This window comes from Erythrobacter epiphyticus (assembly GCF_034653295.1).
Taxonomy (GTDB): domain Bacteria; phylum Pseudomonadota; class Alphaproteobacteria; order Sphingomonadales; family Sphingomonadaceae; genus Erythrobacter.
In genome coordinates, this window is the sequence record NZ_JAYEEU010000009.1 from 22,402 (window position 1) to 46,118 (window position 23,717).

The 23,717-nt window shown below is 63.9% G+C and carries 21 protein-coding genes; 13 read left to right on the forward strand and 8 right to left on the reverse strand.

Annotation, left to right across the window (positions count from 1 at the left end):
* The first annotated feature begins 33 nt into the window (after positions 1–33).
* Together SOQ14_RS10995 and SOQ14_RS11000 are read left to right on the forward strand one after the other, a co-directional pair.
* Positions 34–1,218 (forward strand): RsmB/NOP family class I SAM-dependent RNA methyltransferase, encoded by a 1,185-nt coding sequence (locus SOQ14_RS10995; RefSeq protein WP_322898163.1) that lies wholly within the window; start codon positions 34–36, stop codon positions 1,216–1,218.
* A gap of 60 nt (positions 1,219–1,278) precedes the next feature.
* Positions 1,279–1,773, forward strand: coding sequence for a tetratricopeptide repeat protein (locus SOQ14_RS11000; RefSeq protein ID WP_322898164.1), 495 nt, complete (start codon positions 1,279–1,281; stop codon positions 1,771–1,773).
* On the opposite strand, the gene SOQ14_RS11005 is transcribed toward SOQ14_RS11000, so the two are convergent.
* Both SOQ14_RS11005 and SOQ14_RS11010 read right to left on the reverse strand, forming a co-directional pair.
* Positions 1,774–2,250, reverse strand: a complete 477-nt coding sequence (locus tag SOQ14_RS11005) for an RNA pyrophosphohydrolase (protein WP_322898165.1) — start codon at positions 2,248–2,250, stop codon at positions 1,774–1,776.
* Positions 2,251–2,254: 4 nt separating this feature from the next.
* A complete protein-coding gene (locus SOQ14_RS11010) occupies positions 2,255–3,214 on the reverse strand; it encodes an alpha/beta hydrolase (protein WP_322898166.1) in 960 nt (319 codons plus the stop codon).
* Between the two features lie 109 nt (positions 3,215–3,323).
* On the opposite strand from SOQ14_RS11010, the gene SOQ14_RS11015 reads away from it, so the two are divergent.
* The 3 genes from SOQ14_RS11015 (at position 3,324) to SOQ14_RS11025 (ending at position 7,038) form a co-directional block, all read left to right on the forward strand.
* The gene (locus SOQ14_RS11015) at positions 3,324–4,280 is read left to right on the forward strand and encodes a metal-dependent hydrolase (RefSeq protein ID WP_416232762.1); all 957 of its coding nucleotides are present in this window, start codon (positions 3,324–3,326) and stop codon (positions 4,278–4,280) included.
* Between the two features lie 105 nt (positions 4,281–4,385).
* Positions 4,386–5,771, forward strand: coding sequence for a cryptochrome/photolyase family protein (locus SOQ14_RS11020; protein WP_322898168.1), 1,386 nt, complete (start codon positions 4,386–4,388; stop codon positions 5,769–5,771).
* Between the two features lie 67 nt (positions 5,772–5,838).
* The gene (locus tag SOQ14_RS11025; protein ID WP_322898169.1) at positions 5,839–7,038 is read left to right on the forward strand and encodes a serine hydrolase domain-containing protein; all 1,200 of its coding nucleotides are present in this window, start codon (positions 5,839–5,841) and stop codon (positions 7,036–7,038) included.
* A gap of 19 nt (positions 7,039–7,057) precedes the next feature.
* On the opposite strand, the gene SOQ14_RS11030 is transcribed toward SOQ14_RS11025, so the two are convergent.
* From SOQ14_RS11030 to purF, 3 genes are all read right to left on the reverse strand, one after another.
* Positions 7,058–7,405 (reverse strand): PilZ domain-containing protein, encoded by a 348-nt coding sequence (locus SOQ14_RS11030; protein ID WP_322898170.1) that lies wholly within the window; start codon positions 7,403–7,405, stop codon positions 7,058–7,060.
* A 155-nt stretch (positions 7,406–7,560) separates the two neighbouring features.
* Positions 7,561–8,280, reverse strand: a complete 720-nt coding sequence (locus SOQ14_RS11035) for an SDR family NAD(P)-dependent oxidoreductase (protein WP_322898171.1) — start codon at positions 8,278–8,280, stop codon at positions 7,561–7,563.
* A gap of 4 nt (positions 8,281–8,284) precedes the next feature.
* Positions 8,285–9,772, reverse strand: a complete 1,488-nt coding sequence (purF, locus tag SOQ14_RS11040) for an amidophosphoribosyltransferase (protein ID WP_322898172.1) — start codon at positions 9,770–9,772, stop codon at positions 8,285–8,287.
* Between the two features lie 227 nt (positions 9,773–9,999).
* Between purF and SOQ14_RS11045 the strand changes: the two genes are divergently transcribed.
* The 7 genes from SOQ14_RS11045 (at position 10,000) to SOQ14_RS11075 (ending at position 18,761) form a co-directional block, all read left to right on the forward strand.
* Entirely contained in the window at positions 10,000–11,238 is a 1,239-nt protein-coding gene (locus tag SOQ14_RS11045) for a lipoprotein-releasing ABC transporter permease subunit (protein WP_322898173.1), read from the forward strand.
* Entirely contained in the window at positions 11,231–11,926 is a 696-nt protein-coding gene (locus SOQ14_RS11050) for an ABC transporter ATP-binding protein (RefSeq protein WP_322898174.1), read from the forward strand. The genes SOQ14_RS11045 and SOQ14_RS11050 overlap by 8 nt, the downstream gene beginning before the upstream one ends.
* The gene (locus tag SOQ14_RS11055; RefSeq protein WP_322898175.1) at positions 11,923–12,402 is read left to right on the forward strand and encodes a glutathione peroxidase; all 480 of its coding nucleotides are present in this window, start codon (positions 11,923–11,925) and stop codon (positions 12,400–12,402) included. The genes SOQ14_RS11050 and SOQ14_RS11055 overlap by 4 nt, the downstream gene beginning before the upstream one ends.
* 165 nt (positions 12,403–12,567) lie before the next feature.
* Entirely contained in the window at positions 12,568–16,080 is a 3,513-nt protein-coding gene (gene dnaE, locus SOQ14_RS11060; RefSeq protein ID WP_322898176.1) for a DNA polymerase III subunit alpha, read from the forward strand.
* A gap of 126 nt (positions 16,081–16,206) precedes the next feature.
* Positions 16,207–17,814 carry a long-chain fatty acid--CoA ligase gene (locus SOQ14_RS11065; protein ID WP_322898177.1) on the forward strand — a complete coding sequence of 536 codons (1,608 nt, stop codon included), beginning with the start codon at positions 16,207–16,209 and terminating at the stop codon, positions 17,812–17,814.
* Positions 17,815–17,818: 4 nt separating this feature from the next.
* Positions 17,819–18,334 carry a GNAT family N-acetyltransferase gene (locus SOQ14_RS11070; protein ID WP_322898178.1) on the forward strand — a complete coding sequence of 172 codons (516 nt, stop codon included), beginning with the start codon at positions 17,819–17,821 and terminating at the stop codon, positions 18,332–18,334.
* Positions 18,327–18,761, forward strand: coding sequence for a DUF1330 domain-containing protein (locus SOQ14_RS11075; protein ID WP_322898179.1), 435 nt, complete (start codon positions 18,327–18,329; stop codon positions 18,759–18,761). The genes SOQ14_RS11070 and SOQ14_RS11075 overlap by 8 nt, the downstream gene beginning before the upstream one ends.
* A 7-nt stretch (positions 18,762–18,768) precedes the next feature.
* On the opposite strand, the gene moaB is transcribed toward SOQ14_RS11075, so the two are convergent.
* The 3 genes from moaB to SOQ14_RS11090 are packed head-to-tail and all read right to left on the reverse strand — an operon-like array spanning position 18,769 to position 21,656.
* Positions 18,769–19,299, reverse strand: a complete 531-nt coding sequence (moaB, locus tag SOQ14_RS11080) for a molybdenum cofactor biosynthesis protein B (RefSeq protein WP_322898180.1) — start codon at positions 19,297–19,299, stop codon at positions 18,769–18,771.
* Positions 19,300–19,341: 42 nt separating this feature from the next.
* Positions 19,342–21,117 (reverse strand): lytic transglycosylase domain-containing protein, encoded by a 1,776-nt coding sequence (locus SOQ14_RS11085; RefSeq protein WP_322898181.1) that lies wholly within the window; start codon positions 21,115–21,117, stop codon positions 19,342–19,344.
* Positions 21,114–21,656, reverse strand: a complete 543-nt coding sequence (locus tag SOQ14_RS11090; protein ID WP_322898182.1) for a uracil-DNA glycosylase family protein — start codon at positions 21,654–21,656, stop codon at positions 21,114–21,116. Before SOQ14_RS11090 ends, SOQ14_RS11085 begins: the two co-directional genes overlap by 4 nt.
* 370 nt (positions 21,657–22,026) lie before the next feature.
* Between SOQ14_RS11090 and SOQ14_RS11095 the strand changes: the two genes are divergently transcribed.
* Positions 22,027–23,676 carry an electron transfer flavoprotein-ubiquinone oxidoreductase gene (locus SOQ14_RS11095; protein WP_322898183.1) on the forward strand — a complete coding sequence of 550 codons (1,650 nt, stop codon included), beginning with the start codon at positions 22,027–22,029 and terminating at the stop codon, positions 23,674–23,676.
* Positions 23,677–23,717 lie beyond the last annotated feature (41 nt).

Sequence of the window (23,717 nt, forward strand, 5' to 3'; positions counted from 1 at the left end):
AACCCCCTCCTTTGAAAAGGAGGGGGCTTTCCAATGACCCCCTCAGCCCGCGTCCAGAGCGCGATCGAACTGCTTGATGCGGTGATTGTCGCTGCGCGCGCGCAGGGCGCTCCGGCTGATCGGATTCTCGCCGATTGGTTCAAGACGCACCGCTTTGCCGGATCGAAAGACAGGCGGGCGATCCGTGATTTGGTCTATGATGCGATCCGCGCCTGCGGGCCGATCCCCGCGAATGGCCGCGCGGCGATGTTGCGCCTTGCGGCAACGCGCCCGGAGCTTGCACCGCTGTTTGATGGCAGCCCCTATGGCGCGGCGGTGATCGCTCCCGGTGAGCCGGTGGCCGAGAGCGGCGCGGCTCCAGACTGGCTGATCGCGGCGCTCACCGCCTCAGGCATCAGCGAGGAGATCATGACCGCGCTAAGCGGGCGTGCGCCGCTCGATGTGCGGGTCAATGCATTGAAGGCGGACCGGGCGCAGCTTGCGCTGCCGCAAGCGGGTGAAGCGCTGCAGGTGCCGCATGGCCTGCGCTTTGCCAGCGGGACGGCAGTGGAAAGCTGGCCCGCCTATGCCGAAGGGCTGATCGAGGTGCAGGATCTTGGCAGTCAGCTGATTGTCGAGGCCTTGCCGATTGCGCCGGGCGATACCGTGATTGATCTGTGCGCAGGGGCAGGCGGCAAGACGCTGGCGCTGGCGGCGCGGCTTGGCAACGCCGGGACAATCATCGCGGCTGATACGGACAAGCGCCGCCTCGGCAATCTCGCGCCGCGCGCCGCGCGGGCCGAGGCGCGGATTGCATACACGGTCTTGCTTGATCCGGGCCGTGAATTGGCAGCGCTGGCGGCTTGGTCCGGCGCCGCCGATCATGTGCTGGTGGACGCGCCCTGTTCGGGCAGTGGCACATGGCGGCGCGGGCCGGACGCGCGCTGGCGGCTGGATCCGGCCAGCCTTGCCCGTCTCACCGCCTTGCAGGATCACGTGCTCGATATTTCCGCGGCCTTGGTGCGCCCCGGCGGGACGATCGCTTTTGTTACCTGTTCGCTGCTCGACAGCGAGGGTGCAGATCGGATCGCAGCCTTTCTCGCGCGGCATCCTGGTTGGCAGCCGCAACCCTTGGCGCTGGCCGCGCCGACAACCGCGCGCGGGGCTGGCCAGCGGCTCGATCCGCTAACCACAGGCTCCGACGGGTTTTTTGTCGCCTTGCTGAAAGCGCCGTGTTAGCTTCGCCGCATGATGGCCCAACCAGATGGTTCCCGGCTTGATGCTATGAAGGAGCTCGTAATGCGTTTTGCGCCCGCTGCTGCTGCCTTGTCGCTGGTTCTGGTGACAACCGCGAGTGTGACGATCGCCAGTGATCGCACTCCTGATGCACGGGCGGCTCTCCTTCAGGAACAGGGCCGGGCGGCGCTTGCCAAGGGGGAATCGCAGGCCGCGATTGATGCGTTCGAAGCCGCGCTGGCGATTGATCCGGGGCACACCGCGCTGTTTGTCGATCTTGGCGAAGCTGCGCGGCAAGTCGGCCTGCAAGGCAAGGCGATTGCCTATTACCGCGAGGCGTTGGCACGCGAGCCGCGCAATTTTGCTGCCATGTCGGGCGAGGGGGAAGCCTTGGCCGAACGCGGCGCGCTCGAAAAGGCCAAGCGCAGCCTCGCCCAGCTTGAAAGCCTGTGCGGGGCGACCTGCCCGGAAACCCAAGCGCTGCGGGCGCGGCTTGCCAGCGGCGTCAAGCCGCGCATTGCGGCTGACACGGGCGATAGCAAGCCCGCCAGCAATTGATCACCCGAGTAGCGGGGCGAATTCCTCAAGCAGCGCTTCATAGACGCGGCGCTTGAACGGGATGATCACCTCGGGCAGCCGGTGCGGCTCGATCCAGCGGTAGCTCCGGAATTCGGCGTGTTCATGCGCGGTGAGATCAATGTGGTGCTCCTCGCCGAGGAACCGCCCGAGCAGCCAATGCTGTTCCTGCCCGCGATAGCGGCCTTTCCACACCTTGCCGAGCAGTTCGGGCGGCAGATCATAGCGCAAGGGCGCAGCGGTTTGCGCCAGCACTTCGACAAGGCTGGCGGCGATGCCGGTTTCCTCTTCGAGCTCGCGCAGGGCTGCTGCGGCGATATCCTCGCCGGGATCAATCCCGCCTTGCGGCATTTGCCAATAGCCATGGGCTGACGGGTCAATCCGCTCACCCACAAAGACCAGCCCATCGGCATTGATCAGCATGAAGCCCGCGCAGGGGCGATAGGGCAGATGCTCCATGCGCCTAGGCTCCGAGCATCAGGCGCATGGCCGCGATGATCCGTTCCAGATCGGCCTGCGTGCTCGGCACGGCGGCGCGCAAATTGGTGAAGGAATGCGTCACGCCCTTCATTTCGAGGAAGACGAAATCGCGGCCCGCATCGGCCAGTGCCTTGGCATAGGCGCGCCCCGAATCGCGGATCGGATCGAGACTGGCGGTGACGAGCACGGTCGGCGGTGCGCTGCTGTGATCGCCAAGGATCGGGAAACCGCGCGGATCGCTGCGGTCGGCGGCATAGGCGGCATCGAAGAAGGCCATCGTCTCGCCTGTCAGCAGGAAGCCTTCGGCAAAGGCCGCCATGCTCGCCGAACCGATCGCATCGGCGATCAGCGGGAACAGCGGCACTTGCAGCACCACCGGCACGGCTGCGGGCCGGGCGGCGAGCAATTGCCCGATCACGACTGTCGCATTGCCCCCGGCGCTATCGCCGATGGTGACAAGGCCGCTCGTCTCATAGCCCAACTCGGCCGGGCTGCCGGCGATCCAGCGCGTCGCGGCTTCGCAATCCTCGATCGCGGCGGGGAAGGGGGCTTCGGGCGCGCGGCGGTAATCGACGGCCACCAGCGGCAGATCGATCAGCGCGGCGATTTCGCTGCACAGCGCGTGGTGGGTGGCGAGATCGCCGATCACAAACCCGCCGCCATGGTAGAAGGTGATCACCGGGGTCGGCCCTTCGCGGTGCGCGCGCGCATCGTAAAGCCGCAGCGCAATGTCACCGGCAGGGCCGGGGCAGGTGCAATCGCGAATCACCGCCAGTTCGCGCGCCGGACGATCCGCGATCCCGTGCAGCGCCACATAGGACGCGCGCGCTTCTTCCAGCGTCATGTCGGCCAGCTTGGGCCCATTGGCCTGCGCCATCATCGCAAGGAAGCCCTGCATATCGGGACGGATAAAAGGGGCGGCGGTGTCTGGCAGATCGGTCATGCGGTCTCTCTTCCGTAACGCTTTGGCCCTGCGATAGGCGAGGGACGGCGCTTTTTCCAAGCGCATTTGCACTCGCGTCACCGGACAGATGCCGTTATGGCATAAAGCGATGGATAATCTGACACATAGCCTTGTCGGCGCAGTGCTGGGGCAGGCGGGGCTGAAGCGCACCACGGGCCTCGCCATGCCCGCGCTGATCATCGGCGCGAACCTGCCGGACGTGGATGCAGCGTGCTTTTTCTGGCTGGAGGGCACCGAGCATCTCGGCTTGCGCCGCGGCATCACCCATGGCCCGCCCGCGCTGGTGCTGCTGCCTTTGGTGTTGGCAGGACTTCTGTGGGTTTGGGACCGCTGGCAGACGAACCGCGGCACCCGGCCCGAGGCGCGGCTGCCAGTGCGGTTCGGCTGGCTTTATGCGATGGCCTTCATCGGGTGCCTCAGCCACCCCTTCTTCGATTGGCTCAACGTCTATGGCATTCGCCTGCTGGAGCCGTTCTCGTCGCAATGGTTCTACGGCGACACGCTCTTCATCATCGACCCGTGGCTGTGGGCGCTGCTGATCGCGAGCCTGTGGGTTTCGCGGCGGCGGGAGAAGGCCGGGGCCGAGTGGGCGCGCGCGGGGCAGATCGGCGTCGCCGCAGCGCTCGCCTATGTCGGACTGAACGGTGCGATCACCTGGTTCCATTACCAGACGCGCGGGGTGGCGAGCGAACCCTATCCGCAGGCGCATATCGCCGCGCCCGTGCCGCTGTTCTTCTGGCAGCGCGAACAGGTGGCGCAGCTTTACGACGGGCGCTGGATTTCGAGCGGTTGGGACGGCGCGCCCTTCGGCCACGGTTATGTCCAATCGCGCGCCACCCAGTGCCGCCTGCCCGATCTGACTGCGACGCGCCGTGCCAATTCGCAGGCTGATGCTTTCCTGTTCTGGTCGCGTGCGCCGATGCTCACCCGCGCGCCCGATGGCTCGGTGGTGCTGCGCGATGCGCGCTTCAATGATCCGAACGTGCGTGATCGGTTTGCCCTCGCACTGCCCGATGTGAAGTGCGAGGAACTTCCCCGCCCGTGATACGTCATTGCGAGCGAAGCGAAGCAATCCAGAGCGGTATGCACCCCCACTGGATTGTCACGGCGGCTGCGCCGCCTCGCAATGACGACAGACTTGAGGACTCCAATGACCCAAATCGTATGGCTGCGGCGCGATCTGCGGCTGGCTGACAATCCCGCGCTCTATCACGCGGCCAAGACCGGCCCTGTCATCGCGGTCTATGTCCTCGACGATGAAAGCCCCAAGCACCATGCCTATGGCGGCGCCTCGCGCTGGTGGCTGCATCATTCGCTGGCGAGCCTTGCCAAGAGCCTTGAAGCCAAGGGTAGCCAGCTGATCCTGCGGCGCGGGGAAGCGGTCGAGGCGCTGACCAGGCTGGCGGCAGAAGTGGGCGCGACCACGATCCACGCCAATTGCCATTACGAGCCGTGGTGGCTCAATGCTGAGCGCAAGCTGGCCAAGAGCCACGACCTGCAACTGCACCACGGCAATTACCTGATGGTGCCCGGCAGCATCACCACCGGCACCGGTGGGCAATACAAGATCTACACGCCCTTCAGCCGCGCCGTCCGCGCCGAATTCCCGCCGCGCGATGAACTCCCCGCGCCCGAAAAGCTGGAAGCCCCCGCAAGCTGGCCCGCCTCGGACGATCTCGCCTCATGGAACCTGCTCCCCACCAAGCCCGACTGGGCTGCGGGGATGCGCGAGTTCTGGGAGGTCGGTGAGGAGGCCGCGCACAAGCGCCTTACCGCGTGGGAAGCTGATGTCGACGACTATGACGACATGCGTAACCTGCCGAGCATCGACAAGGTCTCGCGCCTTTCGCCGCATCTCCATTTCGGCGAAATCTCGCCCATCCAGATCTGGCATGCCCTGAAAGACCGCCAATCCAAAGGCTGGGAAACCTACGAGAGCGAGCTGATCTGGCGCGATTATTCGCAAAATGCGATCCTGCAATTCCCCGCCTATGCCACGCAGAACTACCGCGAGGATTTCGACCGCTTCCCATGGCGCGACCCGGCGACGGATGAGGCCGCCGCGCGCGATCTGAAAGCCTGGCAGCAGGGCCGCACCGGCTATCCGATCGTCGATGCCGGGATGCGCCAGCTCTGGCAGACCGGTTGGATGCACAACCGCGTGCGGATGATCACCGCGAGCTTCCTCATCAAGCACTTGCTGATCGACTGGCGCGAAGGGGAAAAGTGGTTCTGGGATACGCTCTGCGATGCCGACTATGCCTCCAACGCCACCAATTGGCAGTGGATGGCGGGCACGGGCGTCGATTCCAACATGTTCAGCCGGATCATGGCCCCGCTCAGCCAGTCAGAGAAGTTCGACGCGGCGCGCTATATCCGCACCTATGTGCCCGAGCTGAAAGGCTTGGAGCAGCCCTATATCCACGATCCCGAGGAATTCGGGCGCAGGCCTGCGGGCTATCCGCGCAAGATCGTATCGCACAGATTCGCGCGCGAGCGGGCGCTGGCCGCGCTCAAGACGATCAAGCAGAGCTGAGAAGGGCTTGCCGCCGCTGCCCGCAACCGCCTATGCCTCTCGCCAAGCAGAGTGGAGAGAGATGAGCATGGCAATCACGGTGGGCAGCATCAGGGGTGCGGTTTCGGGTCTGGCGCTGGCGGTGTTGCTGGCGACGACAGGAGCCGCTGCGCAGCAGCAGGGGCCGGCGACGCCCGCTGTCCGCCTGATACAGCCTCCCGCACGCGATCAGTCTGATCTTCAGGTGCTGTTCTGGAGCGATGCGCAGCGCGCCGAACGCTTCCGGGCGATGGAGCAATGGTTCGCCGGGCACGAAGTCGCCCCACCCAGCGCCGCGCGCCCGCTACCCAAGGGCACGCCGCTGAGCCCCGCCTTGCAGGCCGAAATCTCCGCCTTGATGAAGGCGACGGGCACCGCCGGGGTGATGGTGCTGGTCGATGGCAAGGTGGTGCACGAGGAATATGGGCTGGGGATGAGCCCGACCGATCGCTGGACCAGCTTCTCCGTCGCCAAGAGCTTCACGGCCACGCTGCTCGGCGCGGCGGTGAAGGATGGCTTCATCAAGAGCCTCGATGATCAGGTGACCCGATACATCCCCGGCCTTGCCGGTTCAGCCTATGAGGGCGTGACCGTCCGCCAGCTCGCCACGATGACGAGCGGGGTCAAGTGGAACGAGGATTACACCGATCCCAAGAGCGATGTGGCCCAGATGAATCGCTTTGTCGTCGAATTTGGCCCCGAGGCGATCGTGGCGCAGATGAAGGCGCTCCCGCGTGAGGCGGAGCCGGGGGCGAAGTGGGTTTACAAGACCGGCGAGACCAACCTGATCGGCGTGCTGGTCGAAAATGCGGTGGGCAAGCCGCTCGCTGAATATGCCAAGACCAAGATCGTCGACCCGGCGGGCTTTGCGGGCGGGCTGTTCTGGATGGTCGATCCGCGCGGCGGCAATATTGGCGGCTGCTGTCTTTCGATCACTTTGCCGGATTATGCCCGCATGGGGCAGTTTGCGCTCGAAGGCGGCGGGGCAGCCGTGCCGCAAGGCTGGTTTGCCGAGGCCACGGACAGCGCGGTTGATTTCGGCGACAGCGGCTTTGGCTATGGGTACCAGTGGTGGACCTACCCGCAAGGCACCTATGGCGCGCAAGGGATCTTCGGGCAGGGGATCACCATCTTCCCCGACAAGAAGGTGGTCTTCGCCTATATCGGCAATTGGCAGGACGCGAGCGGTGGCCCGGAGCGCGGGCAGTTCCTCGATCTGAGCCGCAAGATCGCCGCCGAAGTCAAATAGGCCGGGCGGCAGGCCCGCTTCAGATCACCTGACGGTAAATGCCGATATTGCTGTAGCGTTGCAGGATATTGTCGTGGACGATCGGGCTCAGCAATTCGCTGAAGGCGCAGCCGACGATGCAATTGTCCCACCACACGACCTGCGCCTGCAAGGCTTCGAGGCCGGGCAGGGTAAGCCAGCACAGTTGGCCTTCGTGCATCCGATTGACCGAGGCGGCTGAGAAACCCGAAATCGACAGGTCGTGCACCACGCTCTGGAACGCCCGCCCGCCCGATGCCCGCAAGGTCGCCGGAATCATCAGCTTGGTGCGCGGAGCGCTGCGATCTTCCTGCGCTGCTTGGAAATAGGGATCGGGTGATGTGGGCATAGCTGTGCATCCTCGTTCCGGGCGGTGATCGGACGCTGGCGCGCTCGATCGGCCGTCACCTTTGGCGAAGTAAGCTTAAGGACGCGTTGGCAAATGCGGTTAACGGCGCGCTAGGGACAAATTTCCTGCAAAAGCGCGGTTTTGGTGAGGCCCGCTCAATCGATCCGTTCGCGGTGCAGCGCAGAAAATCCGCTCGCCAGAAGCGCGACGATCCGCGCGGCCACCTGCTCGGGCGGCTTGACCGTTTGCGGGTCTTCGCCGGGGAAGGCACGTGCGCGCATTTCGGTGCGGGTCGCGCCCGGATCGATGATCGCCACACGCACCGCACAGATGCGTTCGACTTCGGCGGAATAGGTTTCAAGCAGGTTTTCAAACGCTGCCTTGGTGACCGAATAGGCGCCCCAATAGGCCCGCGGGTTGCGCGCGACCGAGCTGGTCAGCCCGATCACACGCCCCGCCGGGGCACGGCGCAGCATGGCATCGAAATTGGACAGCAGCGCCTGATTGGCCACCAGATTGGTGAGCAGCGCCTGATTGAACTGCTTGGGCTCCATCTGCGAGACCGGGGTCAATTCCGGCAGATAGCCCGCAGCGAGGCACAGGATATCAAGGCTTTGCCAGCGCGCGGCAATCGCGGTGGCAAGGCGGGTCACGCTTTCCGGCTCGGTCAGATCAAGCGGGGCAATCGTCGAGGTTCCGCCCAGCGCGTGGATTTCATCCTCGACCGCTTCGAGCGCCTTGACCTTGCGCGCCACCAGAATGACATGCGCGCCGGCTTCGGCAAGCGCCTTGGCCGTGGCCGCGCCAATGCCGCGGCTTGCCCCAGTGACAAGGGCAGTCTGCCTGGCGAGGGGCTTTACAGTGTCAGGTGTCATGATGTCAGGCTGCTTTGGGATCGGCAAAAGGGAGTTCGGCGGCTTTCGGCTCGGCCATCGCCAGATCGGTCAGCGACGTCGGGTATTCGCCCGAGAAGCACGCATCGCAGAATTGCGGGCAGGCGGCGTTGCGTTTGGCTGCCCCGACGGCGCGGTACAGCCCGTCAATCGAGATGAACGCGAGGCTATCGGCCTTGATGAAATCGCGCATCGCATCCAGCTCCATGCGCGCGGCGAGCAGCTTGGAACGTTCGGGTGTGTCGACCCCGTAGAAGCAGCTATGCGCGGTCGGCGGGCTGGCCACGCGGAAATGCACTTCGCTCGCACCGGCTTCGCGCATCATTTCGACGATCTTGAGACTGGTGGTGCCGCGCACGATCGAATCGTCGATCAGCACGATCCGCTTGCCCGCCACAAGCCCGCGATTGGCGTTGTGCTTGCGCTTCACGCCCGAATGGCGCGCGCTGTCCGAAGGCTGGATGAAGGTGCGCCCGACATAGTGCGACCGGATTATGCCAAGCTCGAACGGGATGCCCGATTGCTGGGCAAAGCCGATCGCGGCCGGCACGCCGCTATCGGGCACGGGCACCACCAGATCGACATCGCAGGGCGCTTCCATGGCGAGCTGGGTGCCGATCGCCTTGCGCACTTCATAGACGCTTTGGCCGGCAAACAGGCTGTCCGGGCGGCTGAAATAGACGTGTTCGAAGATGCAGGGGCGCGGGCTGACATGGCCGAAGGGGCGCACGCTTTGCACTTCGCCTGAGAAATCGACATGCACCATTTCGCCCGGTTCGACTTCGCGCACGAATTCGGCCCCGATGACATCAAAGGCGACCGTTTCGCTGGCGAACACCACAGCATCGCCCATCCGTCCCATCACCAGCGGGCGAATCCCCAGCGGATCGCGGCAGGCGATCATGCCTTCGGGCGTCATCACGATCAGCGCATAGGCACCTTCGACCAGCCGCAGGGCATCGATCAGGCGATCCGCCAGCGTCGGGTAGCGACTGGTCGCCACAAGGTGGATGATCACCTCGGTATCGGAGGTGGACTGGAAGATCGAACCCTTGCGCACCAGATCGGCGCGCAAGGTCATCGCGTTGGAAATATTGCCATTATGCGCCACGGCAAAGCCGCCAGTGGCGAGATCGGCATAAAGCGGCTGGACATTGCGCAGGCCCGAACCACCCGTGGTGGAATAGCGCACATGGCCGGCGGCCATGTGGCCGGGGAGCACCGCGATGCTTTCCGCAGAAGAGAAATTTTCGGCAACATGGCCAAGACCGCGGCTTGAATAGAATTCGCTGCCGTCAAAGCTGGTGATGCCGACCGCTTCCTGACCGCGATGCTGGAGCGCATGGAGCCCCAGCGCCGTCGCGGCGGCTGCATCGGCGGCGTTGATCGCACCGAAAATGCCGCACTCTTCGCGCAGCTTGTCTCCATCTAAATCCAAGAAGGGATGGGTGAAATTGGTGGAAGTTGCCGCCATCACCGAAAATGTCCTGCTGCGCGCGCCCCGTGGCTGGCCTGCTATTGGCCATGTGACGTCTCAATTACAAGGGAAACTAATGTCAGGAGCGCGGTGTTTCATGGCTGCATTGCATTTTGGCGCAAGTGTCTCGCGCGGGCCACATGGCGCGAAGGCGATTGTGCAAGCCAGCCAAGGCCTTTAGAGGCGATGCTCCGCAGATTGCAAAGCGAGTTCCCCGCCCCCCGATGCTTACCCCTTTCGAATGGATGATCGCCAAGCGTTACCTCTGGCCCGGCAAGGGCGAGGCTTTCATCGCTTTGGTTGCCGGGATTTCCGTGGGCGTGGTGATGCTCTCGGTGGCGATGCTGGTGATCGTGATGAGCGTGATGAACGGCTTTCGTTATGAGCTGTTCGACAAGATCGTGGGGCTGAACGGCCATGCCATCGTGCAGGCCTATGGCGGCAAGCTCGATAACTGGGAAGGCGTGCTCGCTGATATCCGCGAGACCCCCGGTGTCGTCAGCGCCAGCCCGCTGATCGAACAACCGCTGCTCACCAGTTTTGGCGGGCGGGTTGAAGCGATCTTCGTGCGCGGCAACACGGCAGAGGATATCACCGCTTTGTCGGACAAGGTGCTGCTCGGCAATCTTACGGATATCACCGCCGGTTCGGGCAAGGTCGCGATCGGATCGCGGCTGGCCCAGAATATCGGCGCGCGGGTGGGCGACACCATCACCATCATCAATCCGGCGGGTCGGACTACGCCGTTTGGCACCTCGATCCGGCAGGTCGGCTATGAAGTCGGCGCGATCTTCGAAGTCGGGATCTATGATTATGACAGCAAGTTCGTGATCATGCCGATCACCGATGCCCAGACCTTGCTGTTGATGGATGACACCATCGGCATGATCGAGATCAAGGTCGAGGATGCGGATCGGGTCGGACAGATTCTCAAACCGCTTGAAAACAAGCTGATCGGCCGCGCCGTGATTGCCGATTGGAAAGTGATCAATGCCACCTTGTTCGAAGCCTTGCAGGTCGAACGTGTGGCGATGTTCTTTGCGCTCAGCTTCATGGTGCTGGTGGCGGCCTTCAACATCCTCTCCAGCCTGGTGATGCTGGTGCGCGCCAAGACCCGCGACATCGCGATCATGCGCACGATGGGGGCGACGCGGCGATCCCTGCTCAAGATTTTCGTGACAACCGGCACCACCGTCGGCGCCATCGGCACGCTCTCGGGCCTCGCGCTCGGCTTCATCGTGCTCTACTTCCGCGAGAGCATCGTCAGCTTCATCGCCTTTGCCACCGGCCAGCAGATCTGGGATCCCGAAGTGCGGTTCCTCTCAACGCTGCCTTCGCGCACCGATCCGTGGGAGATTGCCGGGATCGTGCTCCTCGCGATGGTCATGAGCTTCCTCGCCACGCTTTACCCGGCCTTCAAGGCTGCCAACACCGATCCGGTGCAGGTGCTGCGCTATGAATAGAAGTCAACCGATCGTGGCCCTCAAAGGCTTGAAGCGCACCTTCGAGCAGGGGGGTGAGCGGATCGAGGTGCTGCGCGGGGTCGATCTTGCGATCATGCCGGGCGAGATCGTCGCGCTGCTCGGGCCTTCGGGTTCGGGCAAGTCCACCATGCTGCAAGCCGTCGGCCTGCTGGAAGGGGGCTTCGAAGGGGCGATCACCCTTGTCGGTCAGGATGCGCAAACGCTTGCCAGTGATGAACGCACCCGGCTGCGCCGCGAACATCTCGGCTTTGTTTACCAGTTCCACCACCTGCTGCCCGATTTTGACGCGCGCGAGAATGTCGTGATGCCGCAGATGATCCTTGGCGTGAGCCGGTCTGATGCCGAAGCGCGTGCGGATCAATTGCTCACCAGTCTCGGGCTGGGCGCGCGCTTGACCCATCGGCCGAGCCAGCTTTCGGGCGGCGAACAGCAGCGGGTCGCGGTGGCCCGCGCGCTTGCCAATCGCCCGGCGCTGGTGCTGGCGGATGAGCCGACCGGGAATCTTGACGAGCATACTTCGGATGCCGTGCTCGGCCAGTTTCTCGAACTGGTGCGCGGCGAAGGTTCGGCCGCGCTCGTCGCCACGCATAATGAACGCCTTGCCGCGCGGATGGACCGGGTGGTGCGGCTCAAGGACGGATTGCTGTACGAAGGGGATAGGCCATGACAACAATCGCAGATTTCACCGTCACCACCAATCGCGGCGAGGAACTGAAGCTGGCTGACAAGCTTGGCAAGGTGCTGCTCGTCGTCAACACCGCGAGCAAATGCGGCTTTACCCCGCAATATGATGGGCTTGAAAAGCTCTACCAGCAGTTCAAGGATCAGGATTTCGAAGTGCTCGGCTTTCCCTGCAACCAGTTCGGCGCGCAGGAGCCGGGCAGCGCGGATGAAATCGCCGAATTCTGCAAGGTCAATTTCGGCGTCACCTTTCCGCTGATGGCCAAGGTCGAGGTGAATGGCACGGGCGCATCGCCGCTGTTCGACTGGATGAAGAAAGAGGCCAAGGGGCTGATGGGCACCACCGCGATCAAGTGGAACTTCACCAAGTTCCTGATCGATCGGCAAGGTCAGGTGGTGAAGCGTTATGGCCCGCAGGATACCCCCGCGAGCATCGCCACGGATATCGCAAAGCTGCTGTAGTCCCGTCATTGCGACCCCGGACTTGATCCGGGGGAAGCCATCCAGAGCGGATTGCGCTGCGCTCTGGATTGCCGCTTTGCTGCGCTCCTCGCCATGACGATGATGGGCCAGTTTCCTGTGGAAGCGGGCCTTGGCGCGCGCGCGTGATTTGCCCATATTTGCCCCATGGCTTTTGCTCCCTTCATTCCCCTGCGCGTGCTGTCGTCCTTCTCGATGCTCGAAGGGGCCATCGATCCCAAGGCGCTGGCCAAGCTGGCGAAGGAGCGCGGCTTTCCCGCCATCGCGATCTGTGATCGCAACGGGCTTTATGGTGTCGTCGCCTTTGCATCCGCCTGCAAGGGCGAGGGGATCCAGCCGATCATCGGCACCTTGCTGGGCGTGGCGCGCGAAGGGGTGGAGGGATCATCCGCCCGCTCTATCGATTACCTGCCGCTGTTTGCGCAGGACGAAGCCGGTTACGGCCATCTGTGCCATCTGGTGTCCAAGGCGCATCTTGATCGCCCGCTCGAACTGGAACCGCATGTCACGCTCGCTGATCTGGCGGGGCACACCGACGGCCTGATCGCGCTGACCGGTGCGGGCGAGGGCGGGCTGACCCGCCTCTTCGCCAATGGCCAGCACGATGCCGCCGCCGCGCTGTGCGATACGCTGCAAGGCCTGTTTCCGGGGCGGCTCTATGTCGAACTGGCGCGCCATGGCGATGCCATTTGCGAGCGCGCCGAAGAGGCGCTGATCGATCTGGCCTATGCGCGCGATCTGCCACTGGTGGCGACCAATCCGGCCAATTTTGCCGAGCCGCATATGCACAAGGCGCATGATGCGATGCTCTGCATTGCCCATTCGACCCATGTCGAGGCGGAAGACCGCCCGCGTTCCAATCCGCAGGCCTTCGTCAAATCCGCGCGGATGATGGAGGAACTGTTCGCAGACCTTCCCGAAGCGATCGCCAACACGCTGGTGATTGCGCAGCGCTGCGCCTTTGCGCCGCCCTATCGCAAGCCGATCCTGCCAAGCCTCGCGGGCGATCTGGAAGGCGAAGCGCGCATGCTGGCCGAGGATTCGCGCAAGGGCCTTGAAGCGCGCCTTGCCGCCTATCCCGATCTCACCGAGGCGGAACGCAAGGTCTATTTCGATCGCCTCGAATACGAGATCGACGTGATCGTGAAGATGGGCTTTCCCGGCTACTTCCTGATCGTGGCCGATTTCATCAAATGGGCCAAGGATCAGGGCATTCCGGTCGGCCCCGGCCGCGGCTCGGGCGCGGGTTCGGCGGTGGCGTGGGCGCTGACGATCACCGATCTCGATCCGTTGAAACTTGGGCTGCTGTTCGAACGCTTCCTCAACCCCGAACGCGTCTCGATGCCGGACTTCGATATTGATTTCTGCGAAACGCGGCGCGGCGAAGTGATCCGCTATGTCCAGCAGAAATACGGCGCTGATCACGTCGCGCAGATCATCACCTTTGGCAAGTTGAAGGCCCGCGCCGTGCTGCGCGATTGCGGGCGCATTCTCCAGATGGGGTTCACCAAGGTCGATCGCCTGTGCAAGATGGTGCCCAACCATCCGACCGATCCGTGGACCTTGCCGCGCGCGCTCAATGGCGCGGCGGATTTCGCCCGCGAATATCACAATGATAACGAGGTGAAGCGGCTGGTTGATCTGGCGCTCGAGCTGGAAGGCGCGCCGCGCAATTCCTCGACCCACGCTGCCGGGGTGGTGATTGGCGACCGCCCGCTCGCGCAGCTGGTGCCGCTCTATCGCGATCCGCGTTCGGATATGCCGGTGACCCAGTTCGACATGAAGCATGTCGAATCAAGCGGGCTGGTGAAGTTCGACTTCCTTGGTCTGAAGACGCTGTCGGTGCTGCGGAAGGCCGTCGATCTGCTGGCCGAGCGCGGCATTGCGATTGATCTCGACCGGCTCGAGCTTGATGATCCGGCGGTCTATGATCTGATGCAGGCGGGGAACACGGTGGGCGTGTTCCAGCTCGAATCCGAAGGGATGCGGCGCACGCTCAAAGCCGTGAAGCCAACCAATTTCGGCGATATCATCGCGCTCGTCTCGCTCTACCGCCCCGGCCCGATGGACAACATCCCGCTGTTCGGCCAGCGCAAGGCGGGCGAGGTGCCGATCGAATATCCGCATCCCAAGCTCGAAGGCATTCTGGCCGAGACTTACGGCATCTTCGTCTATCAGGAACAGGTGATGCAGGCCGCGCAGATCCTGGCGGGCTATTCGCTGGGCGATGCCGACCTGTTGCGCCGCGCGATGGGCAAGAAGGTGCAGGCCGAAATGGATGCGCAGCGCGGCCGCTTTGTCGAAGGCTGCAAGGCGGTTTCCGATATTAATGCGGCGCGCGCCAACGAGCTGTTCGATTTGATCGACAAGTTTGCAGGCTACGGCTTCAACAAGTCGCACGCCGCCGCCTATGCCCTGCTGTCTTATCAGACCGCGTGGCTTAAGGCGCATTACCCCGAAGAATTTTACGCCGCGTCGATGTGCTTCGATATGCACCAGTCGGAAAAGCTCAGCGTCTTTGTCGATGATGCGCGCCGCTATCCGGGGATCGAGGGCGGGATTGCGATCCTGCCGCCCGATATCAACCATTCCGATGCGCGCTTCACCGTGGAGCAAACCGATCACGGCTATGCCGTGCGCTACGCGCTCGCAGGGATCCGCAATGTCGGGGAAAAGGCGATGGAAGCCATTGCTGCCGAACGCCGCACCAGCGGGCCGTTTGCGAGCCTCAAGGATTTCTTCGAGCGCCTGCCGCAAGGCACGATGAACCGCCGCCAGCTTGAAGGGCTGATCTGTGCGGGCGCGCTTGATGCGCTCGAACCCAACCGCGCGCTGCTTTACGCCAACGCCGATATGCTGATGGCAGTCGCCGATGCGGCGATGCGCGAGCGTTCGAGCGGGCAGGTCGGGCTGTTTGGCGGCGATCATGCTCCGCCCGAAGAGCTGCGGCTTGCGCCGGCACCGGCCTGGAGCCGCGCCGAGCAGATGGCGAAAGAGCGCGAGAATTTCGGGTTCTATTTCTCTGCCCATCCGGTGCAGCAATATCGCGATATTGCCTCGGCCCATGGCGCGCGCACCTATCAGAGCGTGATGGAAGCGGGCGCGCCTGCGGGCGGGCGTTCGCAGGTGGTGCTGGCCGCGATGGTCGAAGGCATCACCAAGGCGCGCACCCGCAAGGGCGGGCAGTTTGTCCGGGCGGATTTCTCCGATCTGTCAGGCCAGTTTTCCGCCGCCTGTTTTGAAGAGGCGCTGGTGCCGAAGTTCGAGGAATGGGCCGCCTCGGGCGAATGCCTGCTGCTGACGATGGAACTTGATGCGCCGGGGCCGGGCGAGCCCCCGCGGATGACCGTGCGCGGGGCGCGCCCGCTGGCGGCGGCAGGCGGCGCGATGCCGATGCAACTGAGCGCCGACATCGCCAGCATCGAGGCGCTGCTCGAACTGGAGATCGAGCTTGATCAGGCCACGCTCAACCAGCCCAAAGCCAATGGCGAAGTGGTGGTGCGCCTCGCCATGCAGGACGGCGAACAGGTGGCGGTGCGGCTGGGGCGCAATTTCGCGCTCAACGGCGATCTGGCCGAACGGCTCGCGGCGGTGGCGGGCATCAGCCAAGTTGAACTTGTGCCGATCAAAACGCGGCCCAGCCTGCGGCTTGTTGCCTGACAGCTAACGCGGCAGATAACAGGCGATTGCCAAGCGACGCAGCGCAAGGCATGAAACCGCATCACATCTTCAAGGGCGCGACCGCTTCACGAGCACGCGGCGCGCCGCATTTCATGGGAGAAAAATATGGCCGAACAGCGGCTTGGAGCGATGCAGGATTTCACGATGCGGATCACGGCGGTGATCGATCATGCCGCGCGTGAAGCGCCCGAGCGCGAAATCGTCAGCCGCTGGGCCGATGGCTCGGAAACCCGCACCAACTGGGCGGGCATTCGCCGCGATGCGCTCAAGATGGCGCAGGCGCTGCTCGCGCTCGGCCTCAAGAAAGGCGACAAGGTTGCCAGCCTTGCTATGAACCATGCGCGCCATCTGGTGAGCTGGTATGGCGTGGCCGGGATGGGCGGGGTGCTCCACACGGTGAACCCGCGCCTGTTTGACGATCAGCTCGAATATATCGTCAACCACGCCGAAGATCGCGTGCTGATCTATGATGGCGCCTTCCAGCCGATTGTTGATCGGATGCGCACGCGCTGGCCCACGGTCGAACATTACATCTGCTTTGATTCGGGCGCCTATGCCCCGGCTTTTGAAGACTGGATCGGCGCGCAGGATGGCGATTTCGCATGGGTGCCGGGTGACGAACGCGACCCCTGCATGATCTGTTACACCAGCGGCACCACCGGCAATCCCAAGGGTGTGCAGTATGAGCACCGCTCGACCATGATGCACGCGCTCGCCGGGTTGCAACCGGCGGCCTTCAACTTCAGCGCATCGTCGGTGATGCTGCCGGTGGTGCCGATGTTCCACGCGGCCAGCTGGGGCCTGCCCTATGCGGGCGCGATGGCCGGGATCAAGTTCGTGTTCTCGGCAGTCAATGATCCGGCGGTGCTGCATGATCTGATGCTGCGCGAAGGGGTGACGGACAGCGCCGGCGTGCCGACGGTCTGGCTTGCGCATTTCCAGTATTGCGATGCCAACGGCCTTGATCTGCCACCGCTCAAAGCCGCGACGATTGGCGGTTCGGCTGCACCGCGCTTCATGATCGAACGCCTGCTGAAAAACGGCACCCGCGTCCAGCACGCCTGGGGGATGACCGAAACCTCGCCCATCGGCACGGTTGGCGGGCCGACCTGGGATTGGGACAGCCTCACGCTCGAACAAAAGGTCGAGAAAACCGCGATGCAAGGCCGCCCGATCTTCGGCGTGCAACTGCGCACGGTCGATCTCGATGATATGGTGACCGAACTGCCGCGCGACGGCAAAACCTCGGGCGCGCTGCAAATTCGCGGGCCGTGGGTGATCAAGCGCTACTTCAAGGCAGAAAAAGACGCCGTCGGCAATGATGGCTGGTTCGATACCGGCGATGTCGGCATCCTCCATCCCGATGGCACCTTGCAGCTGACTGATCGCACCAAGGACGTGATCAAGTCAGGCGGAGAGTGGATCAGCTCGGTCGAACTCGAAAACGCGGCCTGCGGCCACCCGGCTGTGGCCGAAGCCGCCTGCATCGGCATCGCCCATCCCAAGTGGGATGAACGCCCGGTGCTGTTCGTCGTCAAGAAGCCCGGCGCCGAGGTGACAGGCGGCGAGATCATCGAACATCTCAAGCCGATCGTGGCCAAGTGGTGGCTGCCCGATGCCGTCGAATTCGTCGACGATATTCCGCACACCGCCACCGGCAAGATCAGCAAGAAAGACCTGCGGGACCGCTTTGCCGAATACAAGCTCGCCTGATCTTGTGATCCAGCCTGCGCGGACCAGCGACGCGCAGGCCATCGCGGCGATTTATGCCTGGCACGTGGCGCACAGCACCGCCACCTTCGATACGGCGGCCCCTGATGCCACCGCTTGGGAAGGCAAGATCGCTGATTTTGCCGCCAAGGGCTGGCCGTTCCTTGTCGCCGAAAGCAAAGGCGAAGGCGGGGTCATGGCCTATGCCTATGCCGCCCGGTTTCGCGACCGAGCGGCCTATGCCCACACCTGCGAGGATAGCATCTATGTTGCCCATGATGCGCGCGGGCGCGGGATCGGATCAGTGCTGCTCCCGGCGCTGATCGCCGCGGCCCGCACCAGCGGCTTTGCCCAGATGATCGCGGTGGTTGGCGGGGGTGAGCCGGCGTCGGTCGCCCTCCATGCCAAGTGCGGCTTTGTCCATGTCGGGCGGCTGCGCGGGGTCGGGCAGAAATTCGGCCGCACGCTCGATACGGTTTACATGCAGTGCGATTTGACAGGGAAGGGATGGCAGGATGCGTGACACCTTTATTGATCCTTCAGCCGCCAATTTTCAGGCTTTCAAGGATCTGCCGCGCGACACGCCGATCAACATGCTCAACCTGCTGCGCTACCGGGAACGGGCCGAATATCCCGCAGGCCATGAGCACGCGGGCAAGGGCTGGAGCGGGCGGCGCGCCTATCAGGAATACGGCATCACCAGCGGCCCGATCTTTCGCAAGCTCGGCGGGCAAATCCTGTGGCGCGGGCGGTTTGAAACCATCGTCACCGGGCCCGAAGACGAAAGCTGGGATGATGGCTTCATCGCACAATATCCCAACGCGGGTGCCTTCTTCGCGATGATCAAGGATCCGGATTATCAGCGCGCGGTTATCAATCGCACCGCCGCGCTGATCGATAGCCGCCTTGTGCGCTTTGCTCCGGACGAAGCGGGTGAAGGCTTCGGCTAAGACGCGGCTAGACTTCCTTCAGCCGCGGCATCAGTTCGACAAAATTGCAGGGCCGGTTGCGGCTGTCGAGCTGCTCGGCAAGGATGCCGTCCCAGCCATCCTTCACCGCGCCGTTCGAGCCGGGCAGGGCGAAGATATAGGTTCCGCGCGCCACCACTGCCATGGCGCGCGACTGGATGGTGCTGGTGCCGATGGTCTTGAAGCTCAGCCAGCGGAACAGCTCGCCAAAGCCGGGGATCTCGCGCGCGCCCGCAATCATGCCGAGCGCTTCGGGGGTGACATCGCGCCCTGTGAGGCCCGTGCCGCCGGTGCTGACGATGGCATCAATCGCCGGATCATCAATCCAAGCCTCGAACTGCGTGGCAAGACTAGCGGCATCATCTTTCACGATCATGCGTGCGGCGAGATGATGGCCCGCTGCGGTGATCCGGCTTGCCAGAATATCGCCCGAAGTGTCGGTTTCGGGGGTGCGGGTGTCCGACACGGTCAGCACCGCGATATGGATGGGTGTGAACCGGCGGCTTTCATCAATCGCCATGGCGCTCGGTTCTCCTTGGCAGCGCAGGTCGCCCGCGCCCGATCAGGGGATCAGCGCGGCTGACCGTACCGTAGAGCCTTGCGGGAAAGTCGGCCAGCGTCCTTGTGCCAGCGCCCGTCTGCTCGGGGAAGCGGCGCCGGTGGCGCGTTCATACATCCAGTAATTGCGCATCACGATGGCGACATAGCCGCGCGTTTCCCAATAGGGGATCGATTCCATCCACAAGAGCGGATCGCCCATATCGCGCACTTCGTAATTCCAGCGGCCAACCGGCGTGAGCCCGGCATTATAGGCCGCCATGATCTTGGGCAGCGTGCCCCCCGTTGCCGGGTGATCGCGCAACATTTCGAGATGGCGCTGGCCGTAGCTGAGATTGACTTCGGGATTGTGCAGATCGGCATAGCTTGCGCCGAGATTGAGCCGTCCGGCATGATCGCGCGCGGTGCCGGGGAGGATCTGCATCAAGCCGCGCGCATTGGCGGGGCTGACGGCATTGGCGCGGAAGTTCGATTCCTGCAACGCATGGGCAAAGGCCAGCGCCGGATCGACCTGCCAACCATTGACCGGCTGCCAGCGCGCCACCGGAAAGCGCAGTGCCTGTTCGGGCCGCATCCCCGGCGGCGCATTGTGCGCAAGGAACAATTGGGTCGCAGGCAGGCCGAGTTCGCGGGCAAGGCGGGCAAGCGCGGGATAATTGTTGGCAGGGCCAATGCGGGCTTCATGGCGCAGCACATCATCGGCAAGACCCGGCCGTCCGATTTCCGTCAGCGCGGCGGCAATCGTGATATTGGGCCGGGCGCTGAGCATCCGCCATTCCTCGGCGCGCAAGGGACGCAGCATGGTTTCGGCGGGCAGGGCAATGCCGAGCTGATCGGCGGCCAGCATGCCGTAAAGCGTCTCGTCCGAGCGGGCAGCGGCGTAGAGGAATTCCTGCGCCTTGCCGGGCTCGCGGCAGCGCACCAGCGCGCGGTGCGCCCAGTAATTGCTGGCTGCGGCAAGTTCGGGGTTGGCGGCGCGGCCCGCGGCGCGAATGAAAGCATCGGCGGCACGGCCGCATTGGCCAAGCCGCCATGCGGCAAGCCCTGCGACCCAATCGCCTTCGGCGACCCATGCACCCGTGCCCATGCCGACGGCTTCGGCCATGTCGAGCGCGGCATTATCATCATTGTTGATGTAATAGGCCCAGGCGACCCGCTGGCGCCATTCAGCCCGCGCATCGGAGCTGAGCATCGGATCGACCTGGAGCAAAGCAGCATGGGCGCCGGCCGGGTTGTTGGTCTTGATCGCGTCGAGAATGGCGGTCTTGGTTGTGGCGGGGATGGTGCCGTCTTCGACGGTGCGCGGCAGGATCCGCTTGGGTGCCGAGGCGTGCCGCACGAGATTTTGGGCGTAGGGCAGCGGCGGCGCATAGGTCAGCCCGCGTTTCGCGCCGAGCCGGCTCAATTGCTCTGATTGCGGCAGATGGGTGCCGCTCTCGAACCAGCGCGCCACCTGTTCGGCGGTGACGCGCGGACTGTTGGCGTGGGTGTAATATTCCGCCGTTGCGATCTGGTGCAGCAGGCCACCCGGGCGCTGCGCAAGGAGCGCGTCAACCGCGAGCCAGTCTTCCCGGTCAATCGCACCAAAGACATCGTGGTAATATTGGCGATCAGCGGCGGTAAGGATCGTAGGGATCACCCCGCGCTCGGCATCGCTGCGATCATAGCGGGCGATCAGATCATTGCTCTGGGCCGAAGCTGGCGCTGCGATCGGCGCGGCCATCAGCGCCATGGTCATCGCAGCAAGCGCGCGCTTTGTCCCCCGTCCCGTGCCGGTCATGCCGAAAAATCCATCCATCTGCGCCAGAACCGCGCTTTCATGCGCGGCATATCCAGCATGCTTTCCAAGGTTTCTGTGATCAGCACCGGGGGATTGGCTCCGGTGCGGTGAAGGCCGCGTAAACCATGATCGCCATCGTGCCCAGCCGCCGGGACAAAGGCGCTCAGGCCCTGACCGAACATCACCACCTGCTGCGGTGCGACCAGCGCAATGTGATGCATCGTCACGGTGTCGAGCCCGCTACTTGCGAGGCCCGCCAGATCCGCCATCGGGGTGTGGCGCGGCAGGGCTGAGGCAAGGTAGCAGTCCTCCGCCGCAAGCCCCATCGCGCCAAGAATCCCGGTGAGCAAGCGTCCTTGCGGGCCGCTCAGCAAGGTATCGCTATCCCCGCTTTCGGGATCGGGCACGACCACCATCAGCCTGGCGTTCGCGTGGCCGCGTGGCGCGATGCGGGGAAAGCCGCCGGTGCCGAGCGCAGGGGCTGTCAGCCACCATGCGCGGAACGCTTCGAGCGTCTCCGGCGGCGAATCGCCCCACAATGGTTGCCGCGGTGATGCGGGTTCTTGCGGTGGGGACGAAGGCTGCGCTGTTTTGCGACCAAGAGCAGCCGGGGGCAAACCTGCGGCCCCCTCAGTGTGGGCCGGGGAGGCCGGGGTCGCGGCCCATTCGGCCGGATCAGCCAACCATGCCCTAGCGTCATCGCTGAAATCGCAATCAACGCCGGCCGCGCTCCAGAACGCGAGCGCTGCATCAATTTCTTGGGCCAAGGATGGGGGATGGGACGCCATGCTGTACAAGCGAGGTCTTGACTGTCCGAATCGCAGTTAGCAAGTGCGGGAACGATCAAATCCGGCAAGCCGTTAGGCATATGAGCCGGAAAGTCAGGCCAACAAAGGACCGGGTAGACCGATGAGCGAACGGGAATCGATGGAATGTGATGTCGTCATCATCGGCGGCGGGGTGGCGGGCCTTGCTGCGGCGATCCGGCTGAAGCAGATCAATGACGGGCTGGAGATTGTCCTGCTTGAGAAAGGCTCCGAAATCGGCGCCCACATTCTCTCGGGCGCGGTGGTCGATCCCAAGTCGCTGGATGAACTGCTCCCCGAATGGCGCACCATGGGCTGCCCGATGGCGGAAACGCCGGTCACGGATAACTGGCATTGGGTGCTCTCGAAAGCCGGCAAGACCTCCTTCCCCCATGCGATCATGCCGCCCCTGATGAGCAACCACGGCTGCTACACCGGCTCGCTCGGCAATCTGGCGCGCTGGCTCGCCGAACAGGCCGAAGGGCTGGGCGTGATGGTCTTCCCCGGCTTTCCGGCCGCCGAAGTCATCATCGACGAGGAAGGCCGCGTCGCGGGCGTGATCACGCAGGACATGGGCGTTGCCGCTGATGGCAGTCACAAGGGCGATTACCAGCCGGGCATGGAAATCCGCGCCAAGTACACGCTTTTTGCCGAAGGCGCGCGGGGCCATCTCACCAAGCAGATGAAGGCCAAGTATGACCTTGAGGCCAATTGCCAGCCGCAGGTCTATGGCATCGGCATCAAGGAATTGTGGGACATTGATCCCAAGAAGCACAAGCCCGGCCGCGTGATCCACACCCAGGGCTGGCCGCTCACGGAAAGCGACAGCTGGGGCGGGGGCTTCCTCTACCATCAGGCGAATGGTCAGGTGGCGCTCGGCTTCGTGACAGCGCTCGATTACAAGAACCCGTGGGTTTCGCCCTATCACGAATTCCAGCGCTGGAAGCAGCACCCGGCGATCCGCGAATATCTCGAGGGCGGCAAGCGCGTTTCTTATGGCGCGCGCGCGATCAACGAGGGCGGCTGGCAGAGCGTGCCCAAGCTTGCCTTCCCCGGCGGCGCGCTGATCGGCTGCGCGGCGGGCTTCATCAACGTGCCGCGGATCAAGGGCAGCCACACCGCGATGAAGAGCGGGATGCTGGCGGCCGAAAGCATCGCCGCGGCGATCGCAGCCGGTCACGCCCATACCGAGCTGGCCGATTATGACGCAGCGGTGCGTTCCAGCTGGATCGCCAAGGAATTGCAGCTGGTGCAGAACGCGCAGCCCGCAGTCGCCAAGTATGGCGGCGATATCGGCACGGTGCTGGCGGGCGTCGACATGTGGATGCGCACGCTCGGCGTGGGTCTGCCCGTCAAGATGAAGCACAAGCCGGATTATACCTACACCGGCCGCGCCGATCTTTATCCGAAGATCGACTACCCCAAGCCCGACGGCGTGATCAGCTTCGACCGTCTCACCAATGTCGCCTACAGCTACACCAACCATGCCGAAGACCAGCCGGTGCACCTTCAGGTCGCCGATCTGGGCTTGCAGCAGACGAGCGAGTTGGCAGTGTTCGGTGGGCCGTCTGCCCGTTACTGCCCGGCAGGGGTCTATGAATGGCTGACCGACGAGAAGACCGGCGCGCCCAAGTTCCAGATCAACTCCCAGAACTGCGTCCACTGCAAGACCTGCGACATCAAGGACCCCAACCAGAACATCAACTGGGTAACGCCGGAAGGTGGCGGCGGGCCGAACTATCCGAATATGTGATGGTGGTAATCCTCCCCAGCATGGGGAGGGGGACCACGCGC

Excerpts from the sequence above, each read along its gene's own strand:
- dnaE (WP_322898176.1), top strand. The coding sequence starts at position 12,568 with ATGGCTTTTGCTCCCTTCATTCCCCTGCGCGTGCTGTCGTCCTTCTCG.
- SOQ14_RS11025 (WP_322898169.1), top strand. The coding sequence starts at position 5,839 with ATGGCAATCACGGTGGGCAGCATCAGGGGTGCGGTTTCGGGTCTGGCG.
- SOQ14_RS11020 (WP_322898168.1), top strand. The coding sequence starts at position 4,386 with ATGACCCAAATCGTATGGCTGCGGCGCGATCTGCGGCTGGCTGACAAT.
- SOQ14_RS11050 (WP_322898174.1), top strand. The coding sequence starts at position 11,231 with ATGAATAGAAGTCAACCGATCGTGGCCCTCAAAGGCTTGAAGCGCACC.
- SOQ14_RS11075 (WP_322898179.1), top strand. The coding sequence starts at position 18,327 with ATGCGTGACACCTTTATTGATCCTTCAGCCGCCAATTTTCAGGCTTTC.
- purF (WP_322898172.1), bottom strand. The coding sequence starts at position 9,772 with ATGGCGGCAACTTCCACCAATTTCACCCATCCCTTCTTGGATTTAGAT.
- SOQ14_RS11035 (WP_322898171.1), bottom strand. The coding sequence starts at position 8,280 with ATGACACCTGACACTGTAAAGCCCCTCGCCAGGCAGACTGCCCTTGTC.
- SOQ14_RS11065 (WP_322898177.1), top strand. The coding sequence starts at position 16,207 with ATGGCCGAACAGCGGCTTGGAGCGATGCAGGATTTCACGATGCGGATC.
- moaB (WP_322898180.1), bottom strand. The coding sequence starts at position 19,299 with ATGGCGATTGATGAAAGCCGCCGGTTCACACCCATCCATATCGCGGTG.
- SOQ14_RS11015 (WP_416232762.1), top strand. The coding sequence starts at position 3,324 with ATGGATAATCTGACACATAGCCTTGTCGGCGCAGTGCTGGGGCAGGCG.
- SOQ14_RS10995 (WP_322898163.1), top strand. The coding sequence starts at position 34 with ATGACCCCCTCAGCCCGCGTCCAGAGCGCGATCGAACTGCTTGATGCG.
- SOQ14_RS11085 (WP_322898181.1), bottom strand. The coding sequence starts at position 21,117 with ATGACCGGCACGGGACGGGGGACAAAGCGCGCGCTTGCTGCGATGACC.
- SOQ14_RS11045 (WP_322898173.1), top strand. The coding sequence starts at position 10,000 with ATGCTTACCCCTTTCGAATGGATGATCGCCAAGCGTTACCTCTGGCCC.
- SOQ14_RS11030 (WP_322898170.1), bottom strand. The coding sequence starts at position 7,405 with ATGCCCACATCACCCGATCCCTATTTCCAAGCAGCGCAGGAAGATCGC.
- SOQ14_RS11000 (WP_322898164.1), top strand. The coding sequence starts at position 1,279 with ATGCGTTTTGCGCCCGCTGCTGCTGCCTTGTCGCTGGTTCTGGTGACA.
- SOQ14_RS11005 (WP_322898165.1), bottom strand. The coding sequence starts at position 2,250 with ATGGAGCATCTGCCCTATCGCCCCTGCGCGGGCTTCATGCTGATCAAT.
- SOQ14_RS11010 (WP_322898166.1), bottom strand. The coding sequence starts at position 3,214 with ATGACCGATCTGCCAGACACCGCCGCCCCTTTTATCCGTCCCGATATG.
- SOQ14_RS11055 (WP_322898175.1), top strand. The coding sequence starts at position 11,923 with ATGACAACAATCGCAGATTTCACCGTCACCACCAATCGCGGCGAGGAA.
- SOQ14_RS11095 (WP_322898183.1), top strand. The coding sequence starts at position 22,027 with ATGAGCGAACGGGAATCGATGGAATGTGATGTCGTCATCATCGGCGGC.